Consider the following 21,452-nt stretch of genomic DNA (forward strand, 5'->3'; position numbering starts at 1 on the left):
GGATGTGATCCCGGAGGCAGCCGTTTATCTTCTATTTATTTATATCGGTAATCCTTTTGTTCCAATTCTCTGAGAAGAGGCTTCGCAGTTCTAGTCATTCTGGAAGTTGACGTGCAACTTCCCAACCAGTAGAAGGGAGATGCAAAAGGCGTTCGCATAATTCTCCATTAGCGTCTTCTATGGTTACTAAAATACCTTCAGGCCTAGGCAAAATATAAAGAATTTCACCATCCTGGACAAGATTGCTTGCAAGCGGAGCTAAGATGGGCACTAACGCATCTTCTAGCCATATTCGCTCACGATACCATTTCGGGGCGGGTTTTGGTTGAGGAAAGCCGCTGACAGGTGCACCGAGTTCAATCGCCATCTTGTGGGGATCGGAAGAAAGCTGGAGCCCTGCCCCTATGGCCGCCACGAAACGAAGACAAAATTCAATTGTGTTGATCACTTCATTGTAGTTTAACGAACCATTACCATAACGAATTTCTACCGTGCCAATATCAAACCAGGCCGCCAGATTAATTCCACACCGATGGGATTGGGGACGTCCCTTGTGGCATAGAACGGTTCTCCCGGGATCGGAAATAAATCGGTCATACATCTCCCGTGTGACAGGCGGACAGAATTTCAGACGGTCTTCGCTAGTATTTAGTAAACGCCTTACAGTTTCTTGATATAGCAAAGCAGCCTCGATAAACCGGGGGATAACTTCTTGTCCCCAAGGATCTAAGCCTACATGGACATGAAGTCCGCAGTTCCAATTCGCAACAGCTCCTGTCGCTTGGAGTCGCGTTAGCATCTCGTGAATTTGCTCTCGATCTTCCCACTGGATAGGAGGCGGTTTAAGCTCGCTGCCGGATTCATCTCCAGTATCATCAATCTGCCGTTCATCAAGCGACATGATCCAGCCTGGCAGTAGCTCGACATCCTCTGGGTTACCACCAACAAATTCAATTTCGACGCCAAACCGAAGTTCCTTCCAATCTACAAATAAAGGTTTCATCTTTTTATTCCTCTCTCTCTTTGGTCAAATGGTGCAGGAATGAAAAAGAGAGAAGGTGGAGCACGGGCTTAACGGGGCACTTTTTTTCTCGGCACGGCGATCCCTCCAACTGAGGATTTTGTAGTGTTTGGAAATTAACTTGCCAGTACAGACAGCACGGTGAGCGTATCACAACTCGTGGATACAAAAACAACCTGGCTCTGCTAACGAAGCGGGGCCGGGTTGCTTTTGATTGCAGTCAGCCCTTGCTAACGAAGCGGAGAAGACTACAATTGCCGTAGGTTTTGTTTATCTTAAAATAGTATGCGCGGATTGAAAAGTCAAGTTTTAAATAGACATGTGGTCAACAATGATCTACTTGCCCCATTTCAAAGATAAAATCAACTGACAGCAGGGCGCTCCTCCGGTGGTTTTCGGCCCAAGCGAAAACTGCACCGTGCTGGGCGTATAAGTCGTGACAACGTCCGATTTACTGCCGAAGGCATGGACAATGTGGTCGACTTCCTTTTGATTGCCGCTCTGGGCGTTGCTCATTAATTGTTTGGCGACGACGGGATCATGCAGCTTGCTGAGGATTAAGGCGGCATCTTTCAGCATGATGTCCGAAAGCGCGATCGAATTGCTGAGCTGGTTCGTTGCGACAGGCGGGTAATCGCGATCCCAAGCCCAGTACGGTGCGTAATGGTACGGATGCGGCGGGTACGCGTAGTAGTGCAGCGGTGCGTAGGGATACAAAGAAGGGTCATTATACAAGGCGGCCGCCCCCTTTCTTTAAAAGAGGTTATTTAAAAATATGCTACTGCACTATATGCCTGCGTTAGGCGAGTGTGCATCGCGGAGGGAGCGGGCCTGGTACTCGGAATTTCCGGAGCGGCTTCTAAGGCCGCGGATAGTACGAGAAGCCGGGGTATTTGACGACGGGCCATTTTTCTTTGCGCAGCGTCCGGAGGAACTCGGGCCCGGCATTAAGGTTGGATGAGACCAGCTCCTGCGGGGTCAACGCCAGCCATTGATTGAGTGAAACGTCCTGGAAGCGGTCGCTTTTGAACATCTCCAGAAACCAGAGGGACTCGGTTCCGGTATTTTGGATATAGTGTCCGAAGGCAAAAGGGACATAGCCCACGTCCCCGGCGCGGTAATCGAACGTTCTGGCCACACCGTTCGCTGCAAATACCGTCATGAGTCCCTGTCCGGCCAAATAGTACTGCCACTCATCCTGATTCGGATGCCAGTGCAGCTCGCGCATCCCGCCGGGTTCAACTTCTACAAGCGCGGCGGCAATGGTTTTGGAAATGGGAAAATTGCTGGAGTCGACGATCCGGACGCAGCCGCCCGGTGTGCGAAGAGGAGGCTGCGCAAGCAGCTTGTGCGTGAAGCTGAGCGGCACTTGCCCGTTGGGTGACGGCACTTGCTGCGTTGCGATCGGGCCGGGGATCTTATCTTGATAGATGTATTTCTGCTTGGGAGAAATGTCGGCAAAAGCATCCATGCTGACGCCAAAGTTGGCGGAAAGCACATCCTTGGGCGTGTGCGCGAACCAATCGGACAACCCCAGTGTCCCCAGATCGGAGAAGCTTCCGTCGTCGAACACAAGCAGGAACTCGCAGCCTTCTTCCAGCCCTTGAATGGAGTGCGGAATTCCAGGCGGAAAATACCACAAATCCCCGGGCCCCACATCGGCGATAAAGTTGCGCCCGTCCTGATCGACGGCGGTAATCCGCGCACTTCCCAGCAGCATATACGACCATTCCGCTTCCTGATGCCAATGCAGCTCCCGCACGCCGCCCGGCGTCAGGCTCATATTGACGGCAGCCAGCGTCTTCGCGATCGGCAGCTCGCGAATCGAGACGCCGCGGGACCAGCCGCCGTGATTGAGCTGCATATGGGTATCCGAAAACGAGAATTTGAGATTCGGCACCGTCCCATGATCTGTCATAGGCGGGACCAGCATATCAGGGTTTTCCAAATCCCGCATCACATCGCGGGGGCCGCGGTCGACGTTGCCCATGCCGTCGGAACGAATCGGCTGCGGGATAGGGGACGGCGATATATGAGGTCGATTCATACACTCACTCCTTTTAGGGACCTTCATCCTATTGATGCTTATTCGCCAGCAAAAATAAAAATGACCCCGGAAGGGGTCATTTTGACATGTTTACAGAGGTAGATTAGCGCGTCATTGTGACGTAGCTGGTCACCTTTTGACCGGATGCGGAGACGGCTGTCAGTTCAAAATACTTCACATTGCCGGAGACGTTCACGGTCCCGTGCTCATCTGCCGTTACAGTGCCGACCGCTCCCAACGCAGCGTCGCCTTGAATGTCGTTAACGATGAACAATGTGCCCAGTGCAAAATTGTAATTCGCAGCATCTGTTTTTTCATACTTGATGCCGTAATTGTCGGTAATCGTGAGATCCATCGCGGAGTATGCGTCAAACGAAGCCGTGTAGTTGCCGTCAACGGGAGTCATTGCTTTCGTAATGGATGTCTCGCCCGCTTTCAAAGCGGCAGCCTTGACAGGATCGCTGGTCACCGTCACGGTAACATGAAGCTGCTTGGCATCACCGGAGCCGATCTGCACCATGACGCTGACGTCTGCCGTGCCTGGCTTATTCCCCAGCACATAGGCGTGGTGGTCTGCGCTCAGGCCTACTTTAGCTACGTTCGGATCGGATGAGAAGACGGACTGCACCACGCCCGGAATCGCAACGGTGTCGCCCCCGTTTGTCGTGGCTTTAATTTCGATTTCTTTGGCAAATTTACTGATCGCAGGATTCTCAGCATCCGCTTTGGAGATCGCGCCGGATGCATTGTCGGTCAGCCCGCTGTCGATGACGCTGGCCAGTGTGTAGGAACCCACAATCGAAACATTCCCTGATGTGCTGCTGCCTGTCCCTGGGTTCGTACCCGTACCATTTCCTGTCCCTGGATTTGAGCCATTACTGTTGCCCGTTCCCGGATTCGTGCCGGTACCATTGCCATTGCCCGTACTAGGAGGCGTTGCCTCTTGATAAGCTTGCTGAGCGCCGTATGCGCTCACGACCAAATCCTCGCGCGTTGCTTGCGCGTCGCCGCCTTTGCCAGTCGGATGAATGCCCAACGTCGTCGCTTGCGAGACCGCATCGGCGTACCATGGGGAACCCGTAGTCACAACTTTTTTGCCTAAGCCTTTCAGCAATATCGTGTCGAGTTGAGCCGTAGTGACAGAGTCGCCAGGCGCAAAGGTCGTATCCGTCATACCGTCAATGAGACCTGCCTTTTTCGCGGCTTCAATGTACGGAATAGCCCAACCGTTGGCGGAATCATCCGCACGTACGTCGGTGAAGCTCGATGCAGCAACAGTCAAATCGACCGGAATTTCAAAAACTTTCGTCGCCACTTTCGCAAACTGAGCGCGCGTCATCTTTTGCTGGATGCCGAATGTGTCGCTGGATACACCGTCGAAAATGCCTCCGCCGATCATGGCATCAAGCTTAGCCTTGAGGTCGGCGGAAACGTTGCCCAAGTCTGTGAAGTCAGCGCTGGTCTTCGCGGTTGCCGCGGCAGCCGGCTGAACGAGCATCAAGCTTGCCAGAAGCGATAATGCCGTTGCTGTATGGGTTAAAGGAAGTTTCAATGTTTTCATCATAGTCCTCCATCGAAGATAGTCGTAAGCGTCGCTCTAGTAAACTAGCTTGTCTAGTACCTATCGTGATGCTTCTACTATAGCGTGTCATAGAAAGGACGTCATTGTCAAATTTCTGTCAAAGCAGGGGCTGGTGATTTCGATGTAAAAGAGTGCTAGGTCAGCATCCGTGCCCTGTTGAATTACGCGCTTGGAAGCGGTAAAGTTAGGGCGAAGGCTGCAGATTAGCGGCCACATCGCGGCTTTGGGCCAATTCAGGATGGAGAGTGGGAAGCATGGACGTTCAAGAGGCAATTCGCAGTCGCCGCAGCATCGGCAAAGTCAAGCCGGATCCGGTGGATCGAGCATTAATTGAAGAGATTTTGGAAGCGGGCATTTGGGCGCCGAATCACGCGCATACCGAGCCATGGCGGTTCTGGGTCATGACTGGCGAAGGCCGGGGACTGCTCGGCCGCGGTTACGCAGAGGTGGCGCTGGCGGAAGCTGTTGATCAGCTTTCCGACGAGGAAGCGGAGAAATTGCGTGACGCCAATATGAAAAAAGCGTTCCGCGCCCCTGCGGTGATCGCTGTCGCCGTATCGCCGTCCGAGAAAGCCGTCGTGCCGGAGATTGAAGAATACGCCGCCGCCCACGCGGCTGTGCACAATATGCTGCTCACCGCGCATGCGCTTGGGCTAGGCGCGATCTGGCGCACCGGCGCTCCGACCTACCATCCGAAAATGCGGGAGGCGTTCGGCCTCGCCGGCAAGGAGGAGCTGGTCGGCTTCATTTACCTCGGCTATCCGGAGCCGCTGCCGCTGAAAGCGGTGCGGAAACCGTTCGCAGAGAAGACGATCTGGGTAACGGAGTAACAGGGTCATGAAACGAAATCGATTAGGTACTTCGGAACTCATGGTCGGCGAGGTCGGACTCGGCTGCATGTCATTAGGCACGGATCAACGTCTGGCTATCTCTATGATTCACGCTGCGATAGAACGAGGGGTAAATTTTATTGATACGGCAGATTTATATGAGGAAGGCCGCAATGAAGAAATCATTGGAGCGGCACTTCGTGATCGCCGTCGTGAGGAAATCGTCCTCGCCACAAAAGTGGGAAATCGACGAATTCCAGGCCACGAGGGCTGGGTGTGGGATGCCTCTAAGGCCTATATTTTAGAGGCAGTCAAAGGTAGCTTGAAAAGGCTGGGCACGGACTACATTGATCTCTATCAACTGCACGGGGGGACGTTGGACGATCCGATCGATGAGACCATCGAAGCATTTGAACAATTGAAGCGAGAGGGAGTTATTCGTTATTATGGCATCTCCTCAATTCGTCCGAATGTCATTCGTACGTATGCAAGACGCTCATCGATTGTGAGCGTCATGAGTCAGTACAGCTTATTGGATCGGCGTCCGGAGGAAGCGGTGCTGGCGCTGCTTGCCGACGAATCGATCAGTTTGATCGCCCGCGGTCCAGTGGCGAAAGGGATTTTATCGAGCGGAGGACAGCAGCGTCTGGAGAAAGGGTATCTGGACTACGGAAAAGAATCCTTAGGCGCGCTGCATCCCCAATTGCAGGAGGTGGCCGAAGCCCGTGGCTGCAGTCTGAGCCAGCTTGCCATTCGCTATGCCTTATCGCATCCTACAGTCGCTGTAACCATCCCGGGGGCCAGCTCGCTTCATCAATTGCAGGACAACATCGAGGCGGCAGCGGCAGCTCCACTAACCGAAAGTGAGGTCGCGCTGCTGCGTCAGTTAACCCGATTGAATAGATACGAGCAACATCGATAGATAGAAGGGTCCAGATGAAATGAAGAAAGTCCTGCATGCCTACACACATCGTTGATGTAGGTGATGCAGGACTTTTTGGTTTCAATCTGAGCGCGGCGCTATTTCTTCAACGCAACCGCGAGTTGCGCCGCGGTCTGCGCATTGTGATAGACGAGCGCCAGGTTCGTGTCCAGGCTGCGGCCATCGGTAAGCTGCTTGATGCGCGCGAGCAGGAACGGGGTTACTTTTTTGCCTGTAACCTGCTGCTCTTTCGCCTCGTTCAGCGCTTGCTTGATGTATGTTTCGATGTCGGACTGTTCCATTGCCGAAACCTCCGGCACCGGGTTGGCGATGACCGCGCCGCCTTTCAGGCCAAGATCCCACTTCGTGCGGAGCATAGACGCCACGTCTGCTGCATCGTCGAGGCGGAAGTCCACGCCGTAGCCGCTCTCGCGGGAGTAAAAGGAAGGGAATTCATCCGTCTTGTAACCGACAACCGGTACGCCGTGCGTTTCCAAATATTCGAGCGTGCGTCCGATATCGAGAATGGATTTGACCCCGGCGCAGACGACGGCGACATTGGTTTGCGCCAGTTCGGTAAGGTCGGCCGAGACGTCCATGGAGTTCTCGCCTTCGCGGTGCACGCCGCCGATGCCGCCGGTTGCGAACACTTCGATACCTGCTAGCGAAGCGCCGATCATGGTGGCGGCGACGGTCGTCGCGCCGATTTTGCCGGAAGAGAGAATATACGCGAAGTCGCGGCGGCTTACTTTTTCAACTTGACCGTTCGTTGCAAAAGCTTCGAGCTCCTGTTCGTTCAGGCCAATTTTGATTTTACCGTCCATGATCCCGATCGTCGCCGGCACAGCGCCGTTGTCGCGGATGATTTGTTCGACTTTACGCGCCATTTCGATGTTCTGCGGGTACGGCATACCGTGGGAGATAATTGTCGTTTCGAGGGCCACGATCGGCTTGTTGTTCGCCAGGGCGTCTTTTATTTCTTCGGTGTAGGTAAGGTATTGGGACATGAGCAGCATGAGAGCACTCTCCTTAGTTATGGGTTTGTGGGGTGGCCGTAGTGGCGGTATGGAGCAGACGCTCTTCAGTCAGCTCGGATGCTGCGGAATGTTGGGTTTGCAGCGTTAGATGGGCGGCAGCCAGGCCGTAGCGGCAAGCTTCCAGGTAAGACAGCTGATGCAGGACGGCGTAAGCGACACCGGCCAGGAAAGCGTCTCCCGCGCCTGTGACTTCCACGACTTTGGTAGGCAGTGGAGGGAAGAGACGGTTCTGCTCCTTGCTGTGGTAAAATACGCCTTTGCTTCCCAGCGTGATAAATACATGGGCTGCGCCGCGCGAGCGAATGGCTTCGGCAAGCTGGCTCGCATCGTCGTATTGGCTGCCTGCCAGCAGCTGCGCTTCCTCCAAATTTGGGAAAATAGCGGTAACACCGGTCAGGTCGGCGGGCAGCTTTTTCGCTTTTTCCGAGGAGACCGGGTCGATGAAAAGAGAGATTTCCTCCTCGCGGCATTTGCCGATCAGAACCGCCAGCGTGTCGGCCGGCAAGTTCGTGTCTGCGATAATGAGCTTCGCAGCGGCGATGTGCGGCCATTTTTCCTGAAGCAGAGCAGGCGTATAGTGATCATAAATATCCATATTGGCAAAAGCGAGCGCCATCTCGCCCTCAGGATCGAGCAGTGCGGTGTAGGTACCGGTTGCGCCGTCCTTAAGCACGACGGACTGACTCACGTCGACGCCGCGCTTGCGCGTCTCTTCCAGTACCCACGCGCCGGCCTTGTCATCGCCGACGATGGTGAAAAGCGATGTGTGGCAGCCGAGCCTCGCCAGCGTCTCCGCGATATTGCGCGCCACGCCGCCGCACGATTCGGTGACAGACACCGGATTCGAAGAAGCCATGCGGATCGGTTGCTTGGCCGTCGCTTTGCTATCGAGGTTCGCGCCGCCAAGGCAAAGCACGGTCTGTTCCTCCGCCATGATGTAGGCGCGTCCGCGAATGATGCCTTTCTTCGTCAGCGCGGCAATGTAGCCGGCGACGGCGGATCGGGAAATGCCGATTGTGCTTGCCATTTCCTGCTGGGTTATGAATGGGTTTTGACGAATTAGCGCCAGAACGTGCTGTTCACGGTCCATGAAAGACATGAAACTCCCCTTTCGACTGACGTATGCTTCTAGTGTAATGGAATAGCAGACAAAAGTCTATTTCATGGACATTTGTTTTGAAGGTAGACAAAGTGCCCGTCCCCTTACACTCCCAGCTGCGCCGGATAGTAGAAGGAAACGGGCTCGTGAGACAGTAAATCTGGGGGATACGTTGACAGATCGATTCAAATTGCCTCGCGTATGGTTCAGGAGAGGTAACCATCACTCTGAAGTGCCGAAAGGTTCGAGGATCAACCGCGCAGCCATGCGCCACACGTCCCGCCAACGTTCTACTCTAGCTGCGCTCAAGGAACGGTAAATCATGGTGTACACCTCCGAAGGTCAGCGTTTGCACACGCAATATGAAGATATACGCGGGCCGGGTACAGCCTCAGGCACACTGAACCGCGCTGTCACAGGCGGGTAGCCCCCGCTGTTCGCCTTATTCCGCATACGGTGCATTCGAGCGGCGGCCAAGGCCTAACAGACCGAGCAGTCCCAGCAGCCCCAGGTAGCTGTACCAGGGGCGCGGTTTCGCCTTGGTGTCCGCGACCGAGTGAGCTGCAACCGTGCCGCCGGGGCCTGTGCCGACTGCACCGTCCTGCAGCGCCGTCGGCGGGGTCAGCCCGTACGAAGCGGCATGGCTGTGCCGGCTGTGGCGGTGCGAAGGATGCAGCGGCGCCGCGGGCATGCCAAACGGATTCGTTTCGAAAAACGTCGGCGCTCCTTGTTTCGCAGATTGCTGTACTTCAGCTTGCGACATCATTTCCATGTCGTGTTTATGGGATCTGAGCCGGTATTGGTGGGCGCCCAACAAAACGGTAATGGCTAAAAAAGAAATCGAAGCGAGCTTAATCGATCGATTCATGGTAGATCTACCTCCAAAAGTTCTCGATAGGAGACAACTCCGAGTAATTAAGCATATATTCCCCTATGCGCAAGAACTTATGCAGAAGATGCAAAAAGCCCCGCTCTGGGAACAACCAGAGGGGGCCGCGAAAAGCCGACGATTTCGTTATTTTGTAACGGTCACTTGAACCGTCGTGCGCATATTGGCAAAAGTGACGGAAATACGCGCCGTGCCTTTGCCGGTCGCCTTAATGACGCCGTCCTTGACATCCGCGATCATAATATTCGAGGTCGTCCACAAGGCAGGCTTCGTAACGTCATCTTCCGAACCGTCCGAGTAAGTCGCGATTGCGCTGACATTGGCCGTTTGGCCTTCTTTCAGCTCGAGTTTCACGACATCCGTTTTCAAATATTTCAGCGTGTCGACTTCCACCGGAATAGCGACGGTTTTGCCGCCGAAGGAGACCGTGATCGTCGTTTTGCCGGAACCGGTCGCCGTGAAAAGTCCATTCTCGATGGAGCCGATTTTATAGGCCGCCACTTTCCAGGTGGCGGTGTTCGTGACATCTTTGGTCGTGCCGTCCGACATCGTTGCCGTCACCGTCAATTGTGTTTGATCGCCGCTCTTCGTGATGAAGAACGTTTTGCTGGCCTTGAGCGAGTCAATCACGCCGATTTCGACCGGAATGGAAATGCTCTTGCCGCCATATGTCGCGGTGACGGCTGCTTTCCCGCGTGCGACAGGCGTCACCACGCCTTTGGAAACGGACAGGATGGAGGCGTTGCTCGTCTTCCATTCAGCATCGCCAGTTACTGTGCGGGCCGCGCCGCTTGCGTCGGTGGCCGTCAGTACGATCGTTCTCGTCTCATTCAGATCCATCACAATGTTCATGACGCTGGCCGAGAGGTCGCTGGCCATATCTACGTCAACCGGAATGGTGACGGTTTTGCTGTCCAACTGCGCCGTAATCGTCGCAGTGCCGGAGGCGATCGCTTTCACGACACCTTGATCGACCGTAACAGCTTTCGTATTGCTGCTTGTCCAGATGACATCGGACGTCACATCGCTTTTCGTGGCATCCGTGTACAGCGCTTCGGCAGTTAACTTGGCGGATGCGCCTTTTTTCAACACCAGCTTTTCTTCGCTGACGGTCAGACTTTTCAGCTCGCCGACGGACACCTGTAAGACGGCTTTGCGCGTGCCGTATTCCGCTGTGATCGTGGCTGCTCCTGTAGCCACGCCGGTAATGGCGCCTTTGCTGGCTTCCGCGATTTTCTCGTCGCTGGACGTCCACGTCGCTTTGTCCGTCACATCCACACCTGCGCTGCGATCTTTAAAATACGCCGTCAACGTGACGTTCGCCGAGTCGCCGCTTTGCATATTGACCGCTTTCTGCGACAGCTTGACGGAGGTTGGCACGTCGACTTCTACGCGCGTTGTCGTCGTTTTGCCGCCGTAGGAAGCGGTGATCGTCGCGATACCGGACTTAAATGCTTTGACCTTACCTTTCGTCACCATCGCGATGTCTTCGTGATCAACGCTCCATGTTGCGCTGTCGGTTACGGTTGCCGTCGTGCCGTCCGCATAGGTGGCGTATAGATCCAGCGACGCGTTGGCATCCGCTTGCAGCGTTAGGGAGTCTGCGCTCACAACGAGACGGTGCGGCACTTCCACATCAATGCTAGCTGCAACGGTGCGGTCGCCATACTTGGCAAACACAGTCGCTTCGCCAATGTCGGTGCCGAGCAGTTTGCCTTTGGTCACTTGCACGACATCCTCATCGCTCGATGACCATTCGGCGCGGTCGGAAATGTCCGATGTCGAGCCATCGGCATAGGTTGCGGTCAACTTCAGTTGGCCGGTACCGTTTTTCTTCAGCAAAATACTCGTCTTATCCAGCTCCAGCTTCACGGTACTGTCTACGTCGACGCGGATCGTCGTCGTTTTGGTGCCGTAGGAAGCCGTCAGCGTTGCTTTGCCGACGCTATAGCCGGTGATCGTGCCGTTAATCACGTCGGCAACGTCCGGCTTGTCGGACGTCCAGACGGCTTTGCTTGCAACATCGCTTGTTGTGCCGTCAGGATACGTAGCCATCAGCTTCACTTTGCTCGTTCCGTTCTTCAGCAAGGACACATCGGACTTGTCCGCATCGAGTCGGCGCACGACCTCAACATCGACGTCGAGTGTGAGCGATTGATTCATATACTTGACCGTAATCGTGCCGCTGCCCGGATTTTGCCCGCGAACGAGCCCGTTCGTCACGGTAGCGATCGTGCTGGCAGCGACCGTGTAGTCGGCGAGGGTGGACACATTTTCAGACGTGCCGTCCTCGTAATAGGCCGTAATCGTTAATTGCTGCGTGCTGTTAAGACGCAAATCAAGGGACTTCACATCGGAGGTCAACGACTTCACCTTTTTGCTGACGGTGACCGTAACGACTTCCGTTTGCCCCATATAGGTGGCCGTGATCGTGGCTTTCCCTTCTTTTTTGGCAGTGACGACGCCTGCATACACCGAAGCGACCTCAGGCGTGCCGGAGTTCCAATCGGTTTTGACCGTCGCATTCTCTGTCGTGCCGCTGACAAAAATGGCCGTTGCCGATAGCGTGGCGGTGTCGCCCACCTGCAGGCTGATCTCATTTTTGTTCAAAACGAGCTTCGAGATGCTATCCGCTGCGAACGCCGCGCCGGCCCAAAGGGCTTGACTGGCGAGGGCCAAAATAAGGAACAGGGACAACCACTTCGTGTGACTTAGCCTTTTCATGTTTTCCGTTTCCCTCCAAAAGTAAGCTGCTGAATTGACCAAATGAACATAGATCTCTATTTACATCGGCATTTGCAAGCGGAAAATGAAGGAAAAACGTGTCGAGAACCTTAAAATTTGCTGAAAAGTGGCTGAAAATGACGAAAAACCCCATCTCTGCTGCGCCAAATTCTACGAATTTGACAGCATTCGGGGCGCCGTCAGCAGCGTGAAGCAGCGAGTCGGCTTGAGGGGACACCGCGTTGCGGCCGCTAACGTGCGCCACAGCGCTTATTTCGCTGCAAAACCGCGATTTTTGAGCGTAACGGTTGCAGCAGCGGCTATTTAGGTGAAATCGGTTAGATCTCGTTGAAATGGTGGCAAATAAGCGCTGTGACGACCGTTACAATTTGACAAAACGGATTTCGGGCCAAATAAGTGCTGCCGCAACCGTTACAGCTTTTAACCTCCGGCCAGCGATCCGCTGTGCAACTGGGGGGGGGGGTATTGCTACACCGGCGCATGGCAACGGTCAACGGTCAACCCCTTGTCAGGTCACTGCTGCCTAACGGACGCTCGTGTCTCTTAGCGTTCTCTTTTTGGAGAGTGAGCGCTCTAACAGACGAGAATGACCGTTATAGCTTGTGAAAGCGCGTCAACAGAGCCGTCTTCAAGCTTTAACGGTCATCGCTGACCTTTTTACGGCGAAGAATCCCGGTGTAGCGGCTCTAGCGGCCGTGAGTGTCCATTTTATACAGTCGGCATGCCCCTGTCCATAAAGGCCTCCCTTGGCAAGGCGAGGGTCATCCCCGCTTGACGATATTAAAATTGTCCTCCAGCAGCAGCCAGTTCTGCGGAAATTTGAGGCCCAGCTTCCAGTAGCTGATGCCGCGCAGGCCGAGCTCTTGAATGAGCCGGAACTTGGCTTGAATCGACCGTGCATCCTCCGACCACACCGCATGCTCCTTGCCATTATCATCCCAATAGTTAAAATGCGGCGCTTGCGCGGTATAGTCGTACAAGATTTGCGCGTTGAACTTGCGCGCGAGGTCAATCGTCGCTTGCGGCGAGATCGCCTTGGCGTAGGCGCCCCCTGGAACGAAAGGCAGTGTCCAGTCGTAGCCGTACAGATTTTGCCCCATCATGATTTTGGAGGCGGGCATTTCGCTCATCGCATATTCGAGCACCTTGCGTACAGGGCCAATTGGGGAAACCGCCATCGGAGGCCCACCGCTATAGCCCCATTCGTACGTCATAATCACGACAAAATCCGCGATCTGCCCATGCGCTTTATAATCGTGCGCTTCATACCATTGGCCGGCCTGTGTGGCGCTCGTCTTGGGTGCCAGAGCCGTAGACATCAGGTTGCCGTCCTGGTGAATCATTGTGGCTGCTTTGCGCAGGAAGCGGTTGTATGCTTCGCGGTCAGCGGGGAGCAGATGCTCGATGTCAAAATGAATATCCTTAAAACCGTGCTGCTTCGCTGTGGCTTGAATCGTCTGCAGGAGCTTATCCTGAACGGCCATATCGTTCAAAAAAATATGGCCCAGATCGGCGCTGAACTGATCGTTCTCGAGATTGGCGACAACCATCATCAGCGTGGCCCCGTTATTCTCGGCGATTTCCCGCAGTCCGTTCAGCGGGGGCGCTTTGAGCGTGCCGTCCCGCTGGATGCGGAACGTAAAAGGGGCCAAATACGTCAGATGCGGCGCCGCTTCTCTCGACGCTTGCAGGAGCACCGGCGATACTTCGTCGCCCCTCGGTTCGACGTACGCGTTCGACTCCGCTTTGCGGCGCGGATGCGGCGGGATGTACAGCCGGAAGCCGGCCGAGAGCGACTGGTAGTCGGTCAGTCCGTTGACGGATGCGAGCGTGTGCAGATCCAGCCCAAGCTTGTGGGCGATTGCATACAGCCCTTCGCCGGGCTGCACCCAGTAATACGAACCGACGATCGGAATGACAAGTGCCTGTCCGATGACGAGCGACTGACTCGGCGTCAGCTCATTGGCCGAGGCGATCTCGTCCACGGAGCTGCCGTAAATCTGCGCAATGCGGTAGAGCGTTTGTCCGCGCTGGACAACGTGAATTTGCATATGCAGGTTCCTCCTCGTTGCAACAGGACAGGGTCCTGTGAGCCCATTTTTCTACACTGTATTCGGGCCGGAGGCGATGGGTGAATGTCTAGGAAAATAAACCGTGCTCGCGCAGCAGCCTAGCGGTCTCGCACGGATGGGAGATCGGAAAATGGTGCGCAGCTTCGATCGTCGCTGTCGGGATGGCGGCGCGGAGCTCCGCCGCCAGCGTGTGGTGATGATCCTGGGTGCCCCACAGGATCATGGCTTTCTCCCGCAGCGTGCTGAGCAGCTGCGGGGCCGGTGCAGCGGCGCGCTTCGCCAGCGCCGCGAGGGTGTCCGCCGTCGTCCGCCGCACGCGGGACGACCGCAGCTCTTGCAGGACATACGCGACATAGCCCTCCGGGATGTCGCGTATGTCCGCGAAGCAGCTCTGCGCCACGAGCTGCCGGCGCAGCCCGGCCTCGCGCAGGAAGCGCAGCGCGGCGGCGGTGAGGCGCGCGCTGCGGTACGTGCGCGCGGTCGTGAAGGCAGGCTGCAGCAGATGCAGCCTGTGGACGCGCCCCGGGACGCTGGCGGCGGCGAGGGCGGCCACGAGGCCGCCCAGCGAGTGCCCGACGAGCGTCACGGGCGCGGGAAAAGCGAGAATCGCTTGCACAAGCGATTCGACATGCCCCGCCATCACGTCCGGGGCGTGATGGTACGGGCTGCGCCCGAAGCCTGGCAGGTCCACCAGGCAGACGTCGGCCTCGGGGAACTGCTCGGCCAGCGGAAGCAGGCAGTCGGCGCTGCTGAACGTGCCGTGGACGAACACGAGCGTGGGCATGGCGGCGGAATGGCCAGATCCAGCTCCGTCGTTTGGCAGCATCACTGTCTCGCACGCGCTGATCGCCGGCTGCACCGGCGCAGCCGCTTCCCGGCCCCTGCGCACTCCTTCAGTTGCCTGTCGCGTTGTCTCCTCGGTCCAAGTCGTTTGTGCCGCCCCGAACGCTTCCCGGCCTCCACTTGCTCCGCGCTCCAGCGTCGCCAGCGGCCCGCGTTTCCCGCGCGTGTAGCCCTGCGGCATGGCCGGGTTCCCATGCTGCAGCCGATAATCCAAATCGGCAATCACAGAGGGCAGCATCTCGGCCTGTACCGCGGCAGGCATTCCGTGCGCCTGCTGCACGCGCTGCGTAGTGGATAGTGGATACGGGGTCTCCCTCTCCACAATAAAATCCATCGACTCCGTAGGGACGCCCAGCTTGCGGCCAAGCGGCGTGCTCAGCAGCTTCGTCAGCAGCTTGGGCTTGATCGTGCCGATGGGCTTGCCGACGCGCAGTTCGCGGGCGATGCCGGCGACGAGCTTACCCATGGGCGGGCTCTCTTCCGCGGGATCGAGCAAATAGTACGTCTGCGAGACAGGGGCGCTCTCCCCGGCCAGCGCGCAGATCATGCTTGCGGCATGATCGACATGGACGAGCGGCAGCCAATGGGTTGCGGCGCCCGGTACAATGCGCATGAGGCCGCGGCCCGCGGCGCCGACCAAAATGCCAAGCCCGCCCGTCTGTGGCGTATCCCCGGTTACGGAGCTGCCGATGACGACGCTGGGGTGGACGACGGACAGCGGGAAGCCCAGCGCGCTGGCGCCTTCGCGAATCCGCAGATCAGCGAGGAACTTCATCTGCTCGTAAGGCGGGTAATGTGCTAACTGCTGGATAATGGCACCCGGCTGTCGGAAATTGTCCTCTGTAAAAGGGCTCTTAAACCCGACCACATGAATAAAATGGCGCAGCCCAGGCCCTTCATGTATGGTTTTGGCAAGCTTCAGCAGCTCATCCGCCGCTTCAAGAAACACCGTTCGCGCTTCCGTCTCGCTCAGCCGAATATCCATCGGGCCTCCGGCGTGAATGACAACTTCGGACGACAGCGCTTGGCTGCGGTCGAATTCACTGAGTCCCAGCTCCGGGAGGCTTAAATCGCCGAGTACAGGCACGCTCTTACGTAGTCCGAGACGCTCGCGCAGCGACTGCCACTTGGCCATCGACCGCACCAGCACGGTAACAACATGCCCCTCCTGTTCAAGCTGCTGAAGCAAAGGGGAGCCGATAAATCCCGTTCCACCAGTTAAAAAAATGTTTGCCATCTAGGAACACCTGCCTTTTGGATTTTTTAGTACTGTTTAGTGCTAATTGTGATTAAAAAAATTACTTTAGCAATAACGCTAAAGTAATGAGTGTCTGCTCCAGCAGCGCCGGATTCTGGCGGGCATGCTGCAGGAACAGCGCGCCTTCGATCGTGGAGACGATCAGCCCGGCGACGGCGGGAACCGGCAGTTGTGCGGCAAATTCGCCGTTGCGAATGCCTTCATGCAGCATCGCTTCCACGGCTGCGGTCTGCGCTTCGAAAAAAGCGCCCACTTTGCGGCGCAGCGGCTCGGCTTCTGGCGGAAGCTGCGTGTACAGCGTCAGGAACGGGCACCCCGCGAGGGAGGAATCCTCCGGGGTGGCGACTTCTTTTAAAAACAAGGCAAACCGCTCATACACCTTTAGCTCCTGTCGCGCGAAAATATCCTGCATCTTCTCGTTGTAAGCGGCAATCAGCCCGTCAAGAATGGCGGCGAGCAGTTCATCTTTGCTTTTGAAGTAGTAGTAGATGTTGGTTTTGGCAACTTTGCTGGCAGCCACGATGTCGTCGATTGAGGTGGTAAGATAGCCTCTCGTCAGGAACAGCGTCATGGCGGTACGGAGGACGACGTCGCGATTGGATGGTTTTGTCTTTTTCATGATTAGTACTATACGGTACTAAACGGAGTGTTGTCAATAGGGGTGGTGATCGAGGGCGGTGAGAGCCCGGGTCCCATCCAAAGCGCCCAGCCTGCATCCAGCAACTACAAAAAAAATCCCGCCCCAGCGCAAAGCTGAGACGGGATTTTGGAGTTAAAATGGTTGGTCTTACCTCTTACGCGTTCGTCAAATACTGATTCACCGTCGCCTTGATCAGTTCGAGGCGGCCGGATTGGTTCTTGATTGGGCCGTTGTTCGCCAACGCGTAAGCTTCAAGGGACTTGAAGTCCGCTTTGCCAGCGACGATGTCGGCACCGATGCCGGACTTGAAGGAGCCGTAGCGTGCGTCAAGAATATTGTCGAACACTTTGTCTTCAATCAGCTTCGCCGCCACTTGCAAACCGCGGGCAAAAGCATCCATCCCTGCGATATGCGCGTACACGACATCGATCGGCTCGAAGGAGGTACGGCGCACTTTGGCGTCAAAGTTCACGCCGCCGCTTCCGATGCCGTTCTCGTTCAGCAGGATTTCGTACATCGCCATGGTTGTCGCGTACAGATCCGTCGGGAACTCGTCGGTATCCCAGCCGAGCAGCAGGTCGCCTTGGTTGGCGTCGATGGAGCCGAGGATGCCGTTCAGACGTGCGACGCGCAGCTCGTGCTCGAACGTGTGACCCGCGAGCGTGGCGTGGTTCGCTTCCAGGTTCAATTTGAAGTAAGGGAGCAGGTCGTATTTTTGCAGGAAAGAAAGCGTCGTCGCCGCATCAAAATCATACTGGTGCTTGGACGGCTCTTTCGGCTTAGGCTCGATCAGGAATTGACCGGTGAAGCCGATTTCCTTCGCATACGCAACCGCCATGTGCAGGAAGCGCGCCAGGTTATCGAGCTCGAGGCCCATGTCCGTGTTGAGCAGCGTCTCGTAGCCTTCACGGCCGCCCCAGAAAACGTAGTTTTCGGCGCCGAGTTCTTTGGCGTGATCTAGCGCTTTTTTCACTTGAGCAGCCGCATAAGCAAAAACTTCCGCATTGTTCGTCGTCGCCGCACCGTGCACAAAGCGAGGGTTGGTGAACATGTTCGCCGTGTTCCACAGCAGTTTTTTGCCGGTGGCGTTCATCTTGTCTTTAATGAGAGCGACGATTTCGTCAAGGTTCGCATTCGTTTCTTGCAGCGTGCTGCCTTCCGGCGCGATGTCGCGGTCATGGAACGCGAAATACTCGACACCGAGGATGTTCAGCAGCTCGAAGCACGCTTCAACGCGGGCTTTGGCCAGTTCCATGCCGTCGTATTGGTCCCATGCACGGATGTTGGTGCCAGCGCCGAACGGATCGGAACCGTTTGCCGAAAAAGAGTGCCAGTAAGCGACGGCGAAGCGCAGGTGATCTTTCATCGTTTTGCCCAGAACGACTTGCTCGGGATTGTAGAATTTAAAAGAAAGCGGATTCACAGATGCCGGACCTTCATACTGAATCGGTTGAACGTTATCAAAATAGCTCATGTGTGCAGCCTCCATAAGATAGGGTGATGATGCCTGATGGAGCCATCATACCACCAAACGAAAAGTTTGTAAATTCATTAAACAAACTTAGTTCGTGCGTCGCACACTTTTTTCTGATAGAATCAGGTTCATAGTCGAATTTTGGACGCAAAAGGTACGGCAGGAGGCATTATGAAACAGACTGGCGATTTGAATCTGGTGAAAAAAATCAATAAAACGATCGTGCTGAACCACATCCGCACGGACTCTCCGATCTCTCGCGCGCGGATCGCGGAGGTGACGGGGCTGACGAAGGCGACGGTGTCGAGCCTGGTGAATGAACTGCTGGAGAGCAGCCTCGTAGAGGAGATCGGCGCGGGCGAGTCGAGCGGCGGGCGGAAGCCGATGATGCTGCTTTTTAAAGGGACGGCGGGGTATGCGATCGGGGTCGATCTGGGCGTGCACGATATACTGGCCGTGCTGACGGATTTGAACGGCGCGATTGTGCGGGAGCTGCGCGTGCAGCATGATAATGCGTCGGTGGACGCTGTGATCGCTCAGTTGAAGGCGGTGATTCGCGAACTGGTGGAGAGTGCGCCGCAGAGCGTCTACAGCGTCATCGGGATCGGCCTCGGCGTGCCGGGGATTTGCGATGAGGAGGGACGGCTGCTGTTCGCACCGAATCTCGGTTGGGAGAATGTACCGCTGCAAGCCGAGCTGGAGGCGGAGTTCGGGCTGCCCGTTACGATCGACAATGAGGCGAATGCCGGCGCGGTCGGAGAAAAGCAATTCGGCGCAGGCAAGGACACGGCGCATCTCGTCTATGTGTCAATCGGCATGGGGATCGGCGCCGGGATGATTATTCGCGGGGAGTTGTACCGCGGGGCGACGGGGTTCTCGGGCGAGATCGGGCATATCTCGATTCAGCATGACGGGCCGCAGTGCCGCTGCGGCAGTCTGGGCTGCTGGGAGCTGTACGCCTCGGAGCAGGCGCTGCTTGATCAGGCGCGAGCAGAACTGGGCGGAGATTCGGCATCAGCGATGGACTTGGACGGGCTGCTTGCGCGGGCGGCGGATGGCGAGGCGGCGGTCATTCGGCTTTTTGAGCGGTTGGGCTACTATCTGGGGGTAGGCGTCGTCAACATCATCAACGCGTACAATCCTTCGTATATTATTCTCGGCGGACGTCTGGCCAAAGGGGAAAAGTGGCTGATGAAGCCTCTGCTCGAAGCAGTCGAGCGGCGTTCGCTGCCGCATCCGCGTGCGGGACTTCGCGTGGAATTCTCGGGGCTTGGCGACCGTTCGACGGTGCTCGGAGCGGCGTCTTTTGCGGTGGCGAAGTTTTTTGCCTCGACGACGGTGACCGTAGAAGCATGAAAATGATTGAAAATTTCCATTGACCTGAACGTTGGTCGTTTTGTAGAATGGGTAGAGTTTGATAAAAAAGGACGGGAACCAACGATGCTTCTGCGTTCACTTGTTGTATGCTGCTACTTGATGGGAGCTTATTGGGCCTCCTATCACTTCCCATCAATGAAGATGGTGTTTTATCCGACGCTCGGGGCATTCAGTTTTCTGTTCATGCATCGCGTGCATAAAATTAAAGAGATTCGCCTCATCATCTTCGGCGCTTTGATTGCTGTGACGATGGGTAGTGTGTTTTATTCGATTAGTCACGGGGCGATTTCGTTCTTCCTGACGGCGCTGGTGACAATTACGTTGATTCAGTTTTTCAAATGGAATGCAGCGCCGATTCTGGCGGTTTCCTTTGTCCCCTTCTTTGCTCATCCCGTTTCGATATGGGTGCTGCCGATTGCGGTGTTCGTATCGCTGTGCGGTTTGATGCTGTCGATGTGGCTGATTGGCAGAGTGGAGCGTTCCGGGTGGTATGCATCCGTTACGCAGCGGCTTTCGTCTCTGCGCGGCGGTTACGAGTCTGTACAGAAAGAAGTATAGTTTGATGGAAAAAGCGATCAGCCTGCGGCTGACGCTTTTTATTATGCCGGAATGCGGTGAGCTGCGGTGATGTAAGAAACGGGTAAGTGAGCTGCGTATGAGGTTAGGACAAGGCGATTGTGATAGCAAGGCAATGGCGGCCATGGAGCTGGACTATGGTGGAGATGGCAACAGGGGGCGCGGTGCGAACTGGAAAACCTCCAGCTCATTCCGCTCCGAATGGAGGAATGGCGAGTCTGAACTGGAAAACCTCCAGTTAATATGAAGGGAATGCGCTGAAATCAGGCGATTCGGCCTGAATAAACGGGAGAAATTCCAGTTGAAGCATGCCAACTGCGGGAAAATGGCAAAATGAGATGGAGAAATTCCATCTCGTGGTTTTAGCAAGCTGTCGCGCGGCCGGCCAGGCTGCATGTCGAAAGAAGGAGGGGGGCAGGTTACGATGAGGCTGCATAAAGGAGAAACCTTGTTCCGCCAAGGGGAAACAGGGCCGCTGTACAAGCTGGAATCCGGCTTGCTCAAAATCGTGCGCATCCAGGAGGACGGGAACACGCATCTGGTGAATCTGATCGTGCCCGGGGAGACGATTCCCCACCATTCGCTGATCTCGCCGGGGGCGTATCACGGCACGGCTATCGCACTCGTCGCGTGCGACATCCAATTGCTCCCCGCCGCGCAGTGGTACGCGGAGCTGGAGGGCGATCCCGCGCAGTACCGCGCGATCGCACGGCAGTTGCAGGACAAGCTGCGCATGATGCAGCAGCGCATCGACCAGCTGACCGCCGTAGCCCCTGCGGCAAAGCTCCAAAAGTTGGAGAGCTGGTTCCGGCAGTACATCGGTGATCTGAAACTGACCGACGTGCTGACGCAGGAGGAGATCGGTCAGTTTATCGGGCTGCGCCGGGAGACTGTGAATCGCTTGCTGCGCGAGAGCGGGAGGAAGTAGCGTAACCGTAACGGAAGCGAAGCATGAGCATTTCAACGAACAAGCAAGCTGCGCAACCCCGTCGTTCCCCACAGAAGAGCCGATCCCCGGCCTAACTAGTGGAAATTGTAAC

General features: G+C 56.0%; 17 protein-coding genes. 5 read left to right on the forward strand and 12 right to left on the reverse strand.

Annotated features, from left to right (window positions below):
* Positions 1–94 precede the first annotated feature (94 nt).
* The 4 genes from EJQ19_RS17225 to EJQ19_RS17240 form a co-directional block, all read right to left on the reverse strand.
* On the reverse strand, positions 95–1,003 hold the full coding sequence (locus EJQ19_RS17225; protein WP_126142480.1) for an amidoligase family protein: 909 nt from the start codon (positions 1,001–1,003) through the stop codon (positions 95–97).
* 354 nt (positions 1,004–1,357) lie between these two features.
* On the reverse strand, positions 1,358–1,756 hold the full coding sequence (locus tag EJQ19_RS17230) for a YuzC family spore coat inner layer protein (protein WP_126142481.1): 399 nt from the start codon (positions 1,754–1,756) through the stop codon (positions 1,358–1,360).
* Between the two features lie 124 nt (positions 1,757–1,880).
* Positions 1,881–3,068, reverse strand: coding sequence for an oxalate decarboxylase family bicupin (locus EJQ19_RS17235; protein ID WP_126142482.1), 1,188 nt, complete (start codon positions 3,066–3,068; stop codon positions 1,881–1,883).
* A 103-nt stretch (positions 3,069–3,171) separates the two neighbouring features.
* Complete coding sequence (locus EJQ19_RS17240; protein ID WP_164716594.1) at positions 3,172–4,629, reverse strand: S-layer homology domain-containing protein; 1,458 nt, start codon at positions 4,627–4,629, stop codon at positions 3,172–3,174.
* A gap of 275 nt (positions 4,630–4,904) precedes the next feature.
* Here EJQ19_RS17240 and EJQ19_RS17245 point away from each other — a divergent pair, with 275 nt between their 5' ends.
* Positions 4,905–5,480, forward strand: coding sequence for a nitroreductase family protein (locus EJQ19_RS17245; protein WP_126142484.1), 576 nt, complete (start codon positions 4,905–4,907; stop codon positions 5,478–5,480).
* A gap of 7 nt (positions 5,481–5,487) precedes the next feature.
* Positions 5,488–6,402, forward strand: coding sequence for an aldo/keto reductase (locus tag EJQ19_RS17250; protein ID WP_126142485.1), 915 nt, complete (start codon positions 5,488–5,490; stop codon positions 6,400–6,402).
* Positions 6,403–6,500: 98 nt separating this feature from the next.
* Here the strand turns inward: EJQ19_RS17250 and EJQ19_RS17255 are convergent, their stop codons facing one another.
* The 8 genes from EJQ19_RS17255 to xylA all read right to left on the reverse strand — a co-directional run bounded on the left by EJQ19_RS17255 (position 6,501) and on the right by xylA (position 18,459).
* The gene (locus EJQ19_RS17255; RefSeq protein ID WP_126142521.1) at positions 6,501–7,409 is read right to left on the reverse strand and encodes a pseudouridine-5'-phosphate glycosidase; all 909 of its coding nucleotides are present in this window, start codon (positions 7,407–7,409) and stop codon (positions 6,501–6,503) included.
* 22 nt (positions 7,410–7,431) lie between these two features.
* Complete coding sequence (locus EJQ19_RS17260; protein ID WP_338143336.1) at positions 7,432–8,538, reverse strand: carbohydrate kinase; 1,107 nt, start codon at positions 8,536–8,538, stop codon at positions 7,432–7,434.
* A gap of 442 nt (positions 8,539–8,980) precedes the next feature.
* Entirely contained in the window at positions 8,981–9,406 is a 426-nt protein-coding gene (locus EJQ19_RS17265) for a hypothetical protein (protein ID WP_126142486.1), read from the reverse strand.
* 147 nt (positions 9,407–9,553) lie between these two features.
* Positions 9,554–12,151 carry an Ig-like domain-containing protein gene (locus tag EJQ19_RS17270; RefSeq protein ID WP_126142487.1) on the reverse strand — a complete coding sequence of 866 codons (2,598 nt, stop codon included), beginning with the start codon at positions 12,149–12,151 and terminating at the stop codon, positions 9,554–9,556.
* 782 nt (positions 12,152–12,933) lie between these two features.
* On the reverse strand, positions 12,934–14,223 hold the full coding sequence (locus EJQ19_RS17275; protein ID WP_126142488.1) for a glycoside hydrolase family 18 protein: 1,290 nt from the start codon (positions 14,221–14,223) through the stop codon (positions 12,934–12,936).
* 88 nt (positions 14,224–14,311) lie between these two features.
* Positions 14,312–16,324, reverse strand: coding sequence for an alpha/beta fold hydrolase (locus EJQ19_RS17280; protein WP_126142489.1), 2,013 nt, complete (start codon positions 16,322–16,324; stop codon positions 14,312–14,314).
* Between the two features lie 61 nt (positions 16,325–16,385).
* Positions 16,386–16,964 carry a TetR/AcrR family transcriptional regulator gene (locus EJQ19_RS17285; RefSeq protein ID WP_126142490.1) on the reverse strand — a complete coding sequence of 193 codons (579 nt, stop codon included), beginning with the start codon at positions 16,962–16,964 and terminating at the stop codon, positions 16,386–16,388.
* A gap of 175 nt (positions 16,965–17,139) precedes the next feature.
* Positions 17,140–18,459 (reverse strand): xylose isomerase, encoded by a 1,320-nt coding sequence (gene xylA / locus EJQ19_RS17290; protein WP_126142491.1) that lies wholly within the window; start codon positions 18,457–18,459, stop codon positions 17,140–17,142.
* 171 nt (positions 18,460–18,630) lie between these two features.
* Between xylA and EJQ19_RS17295 the strand changes: the two genes are divergently transcribed.
* The 3 genes from EJQ19_RS17295 to EJQ19_RS17305 all read left to right on the forward strand — a co-directional run bounded on the left by EJQ19_RS17295 (position 18,631) and on the right by EJQ19_RS17305 (position 21,340).
* Positions 18,631–19,815, forward strand: a complete 1,185-nt coding sequence (locus EJQ19_RS17295) for an ROK family transcriptional regulator (protein WP_126142492.1) — start codon at positions 18,631–18,633, stop codon at positions 19,813–19,815.
* 6 nt (positions 19,816–19,821) lie between these two features.
* On the forward strand, positions 19,822–20,394 hold the full coding sequence (locus EJQ19_RS17300; RefSeq protein ID WP_126142493.1) for an HPP family protein: 573 nt from the start codon (positions 19,822–19,824) through the stop codon (positions 20,392–20,394).
* Positions 20,395–20,836: 442 nt separating this feature from the next.
* Entirely contained in the window at positions 20,837–21,340 is a 504-nt protein-coding gene (locus tag EJQ19_RS17305) for a Crp/Fnr family transcriptional regulator (RefSeq protein WP_126142494.1), read from the forward strand.
* Positions 21,341–21,452 lie beyond the last annotated feature (112 nt).

The sequence above is a fragment of the Paenibacillus whitsoniae genome (assembly GCF_003955665.1).
Classification (GTDB): domain Bacteria; phylum Bacillota; class Bacilli; order Paenibacillales; family NBRC-103111; genus Paenibacillus_E; species Paenibacillus_E whitsoniae.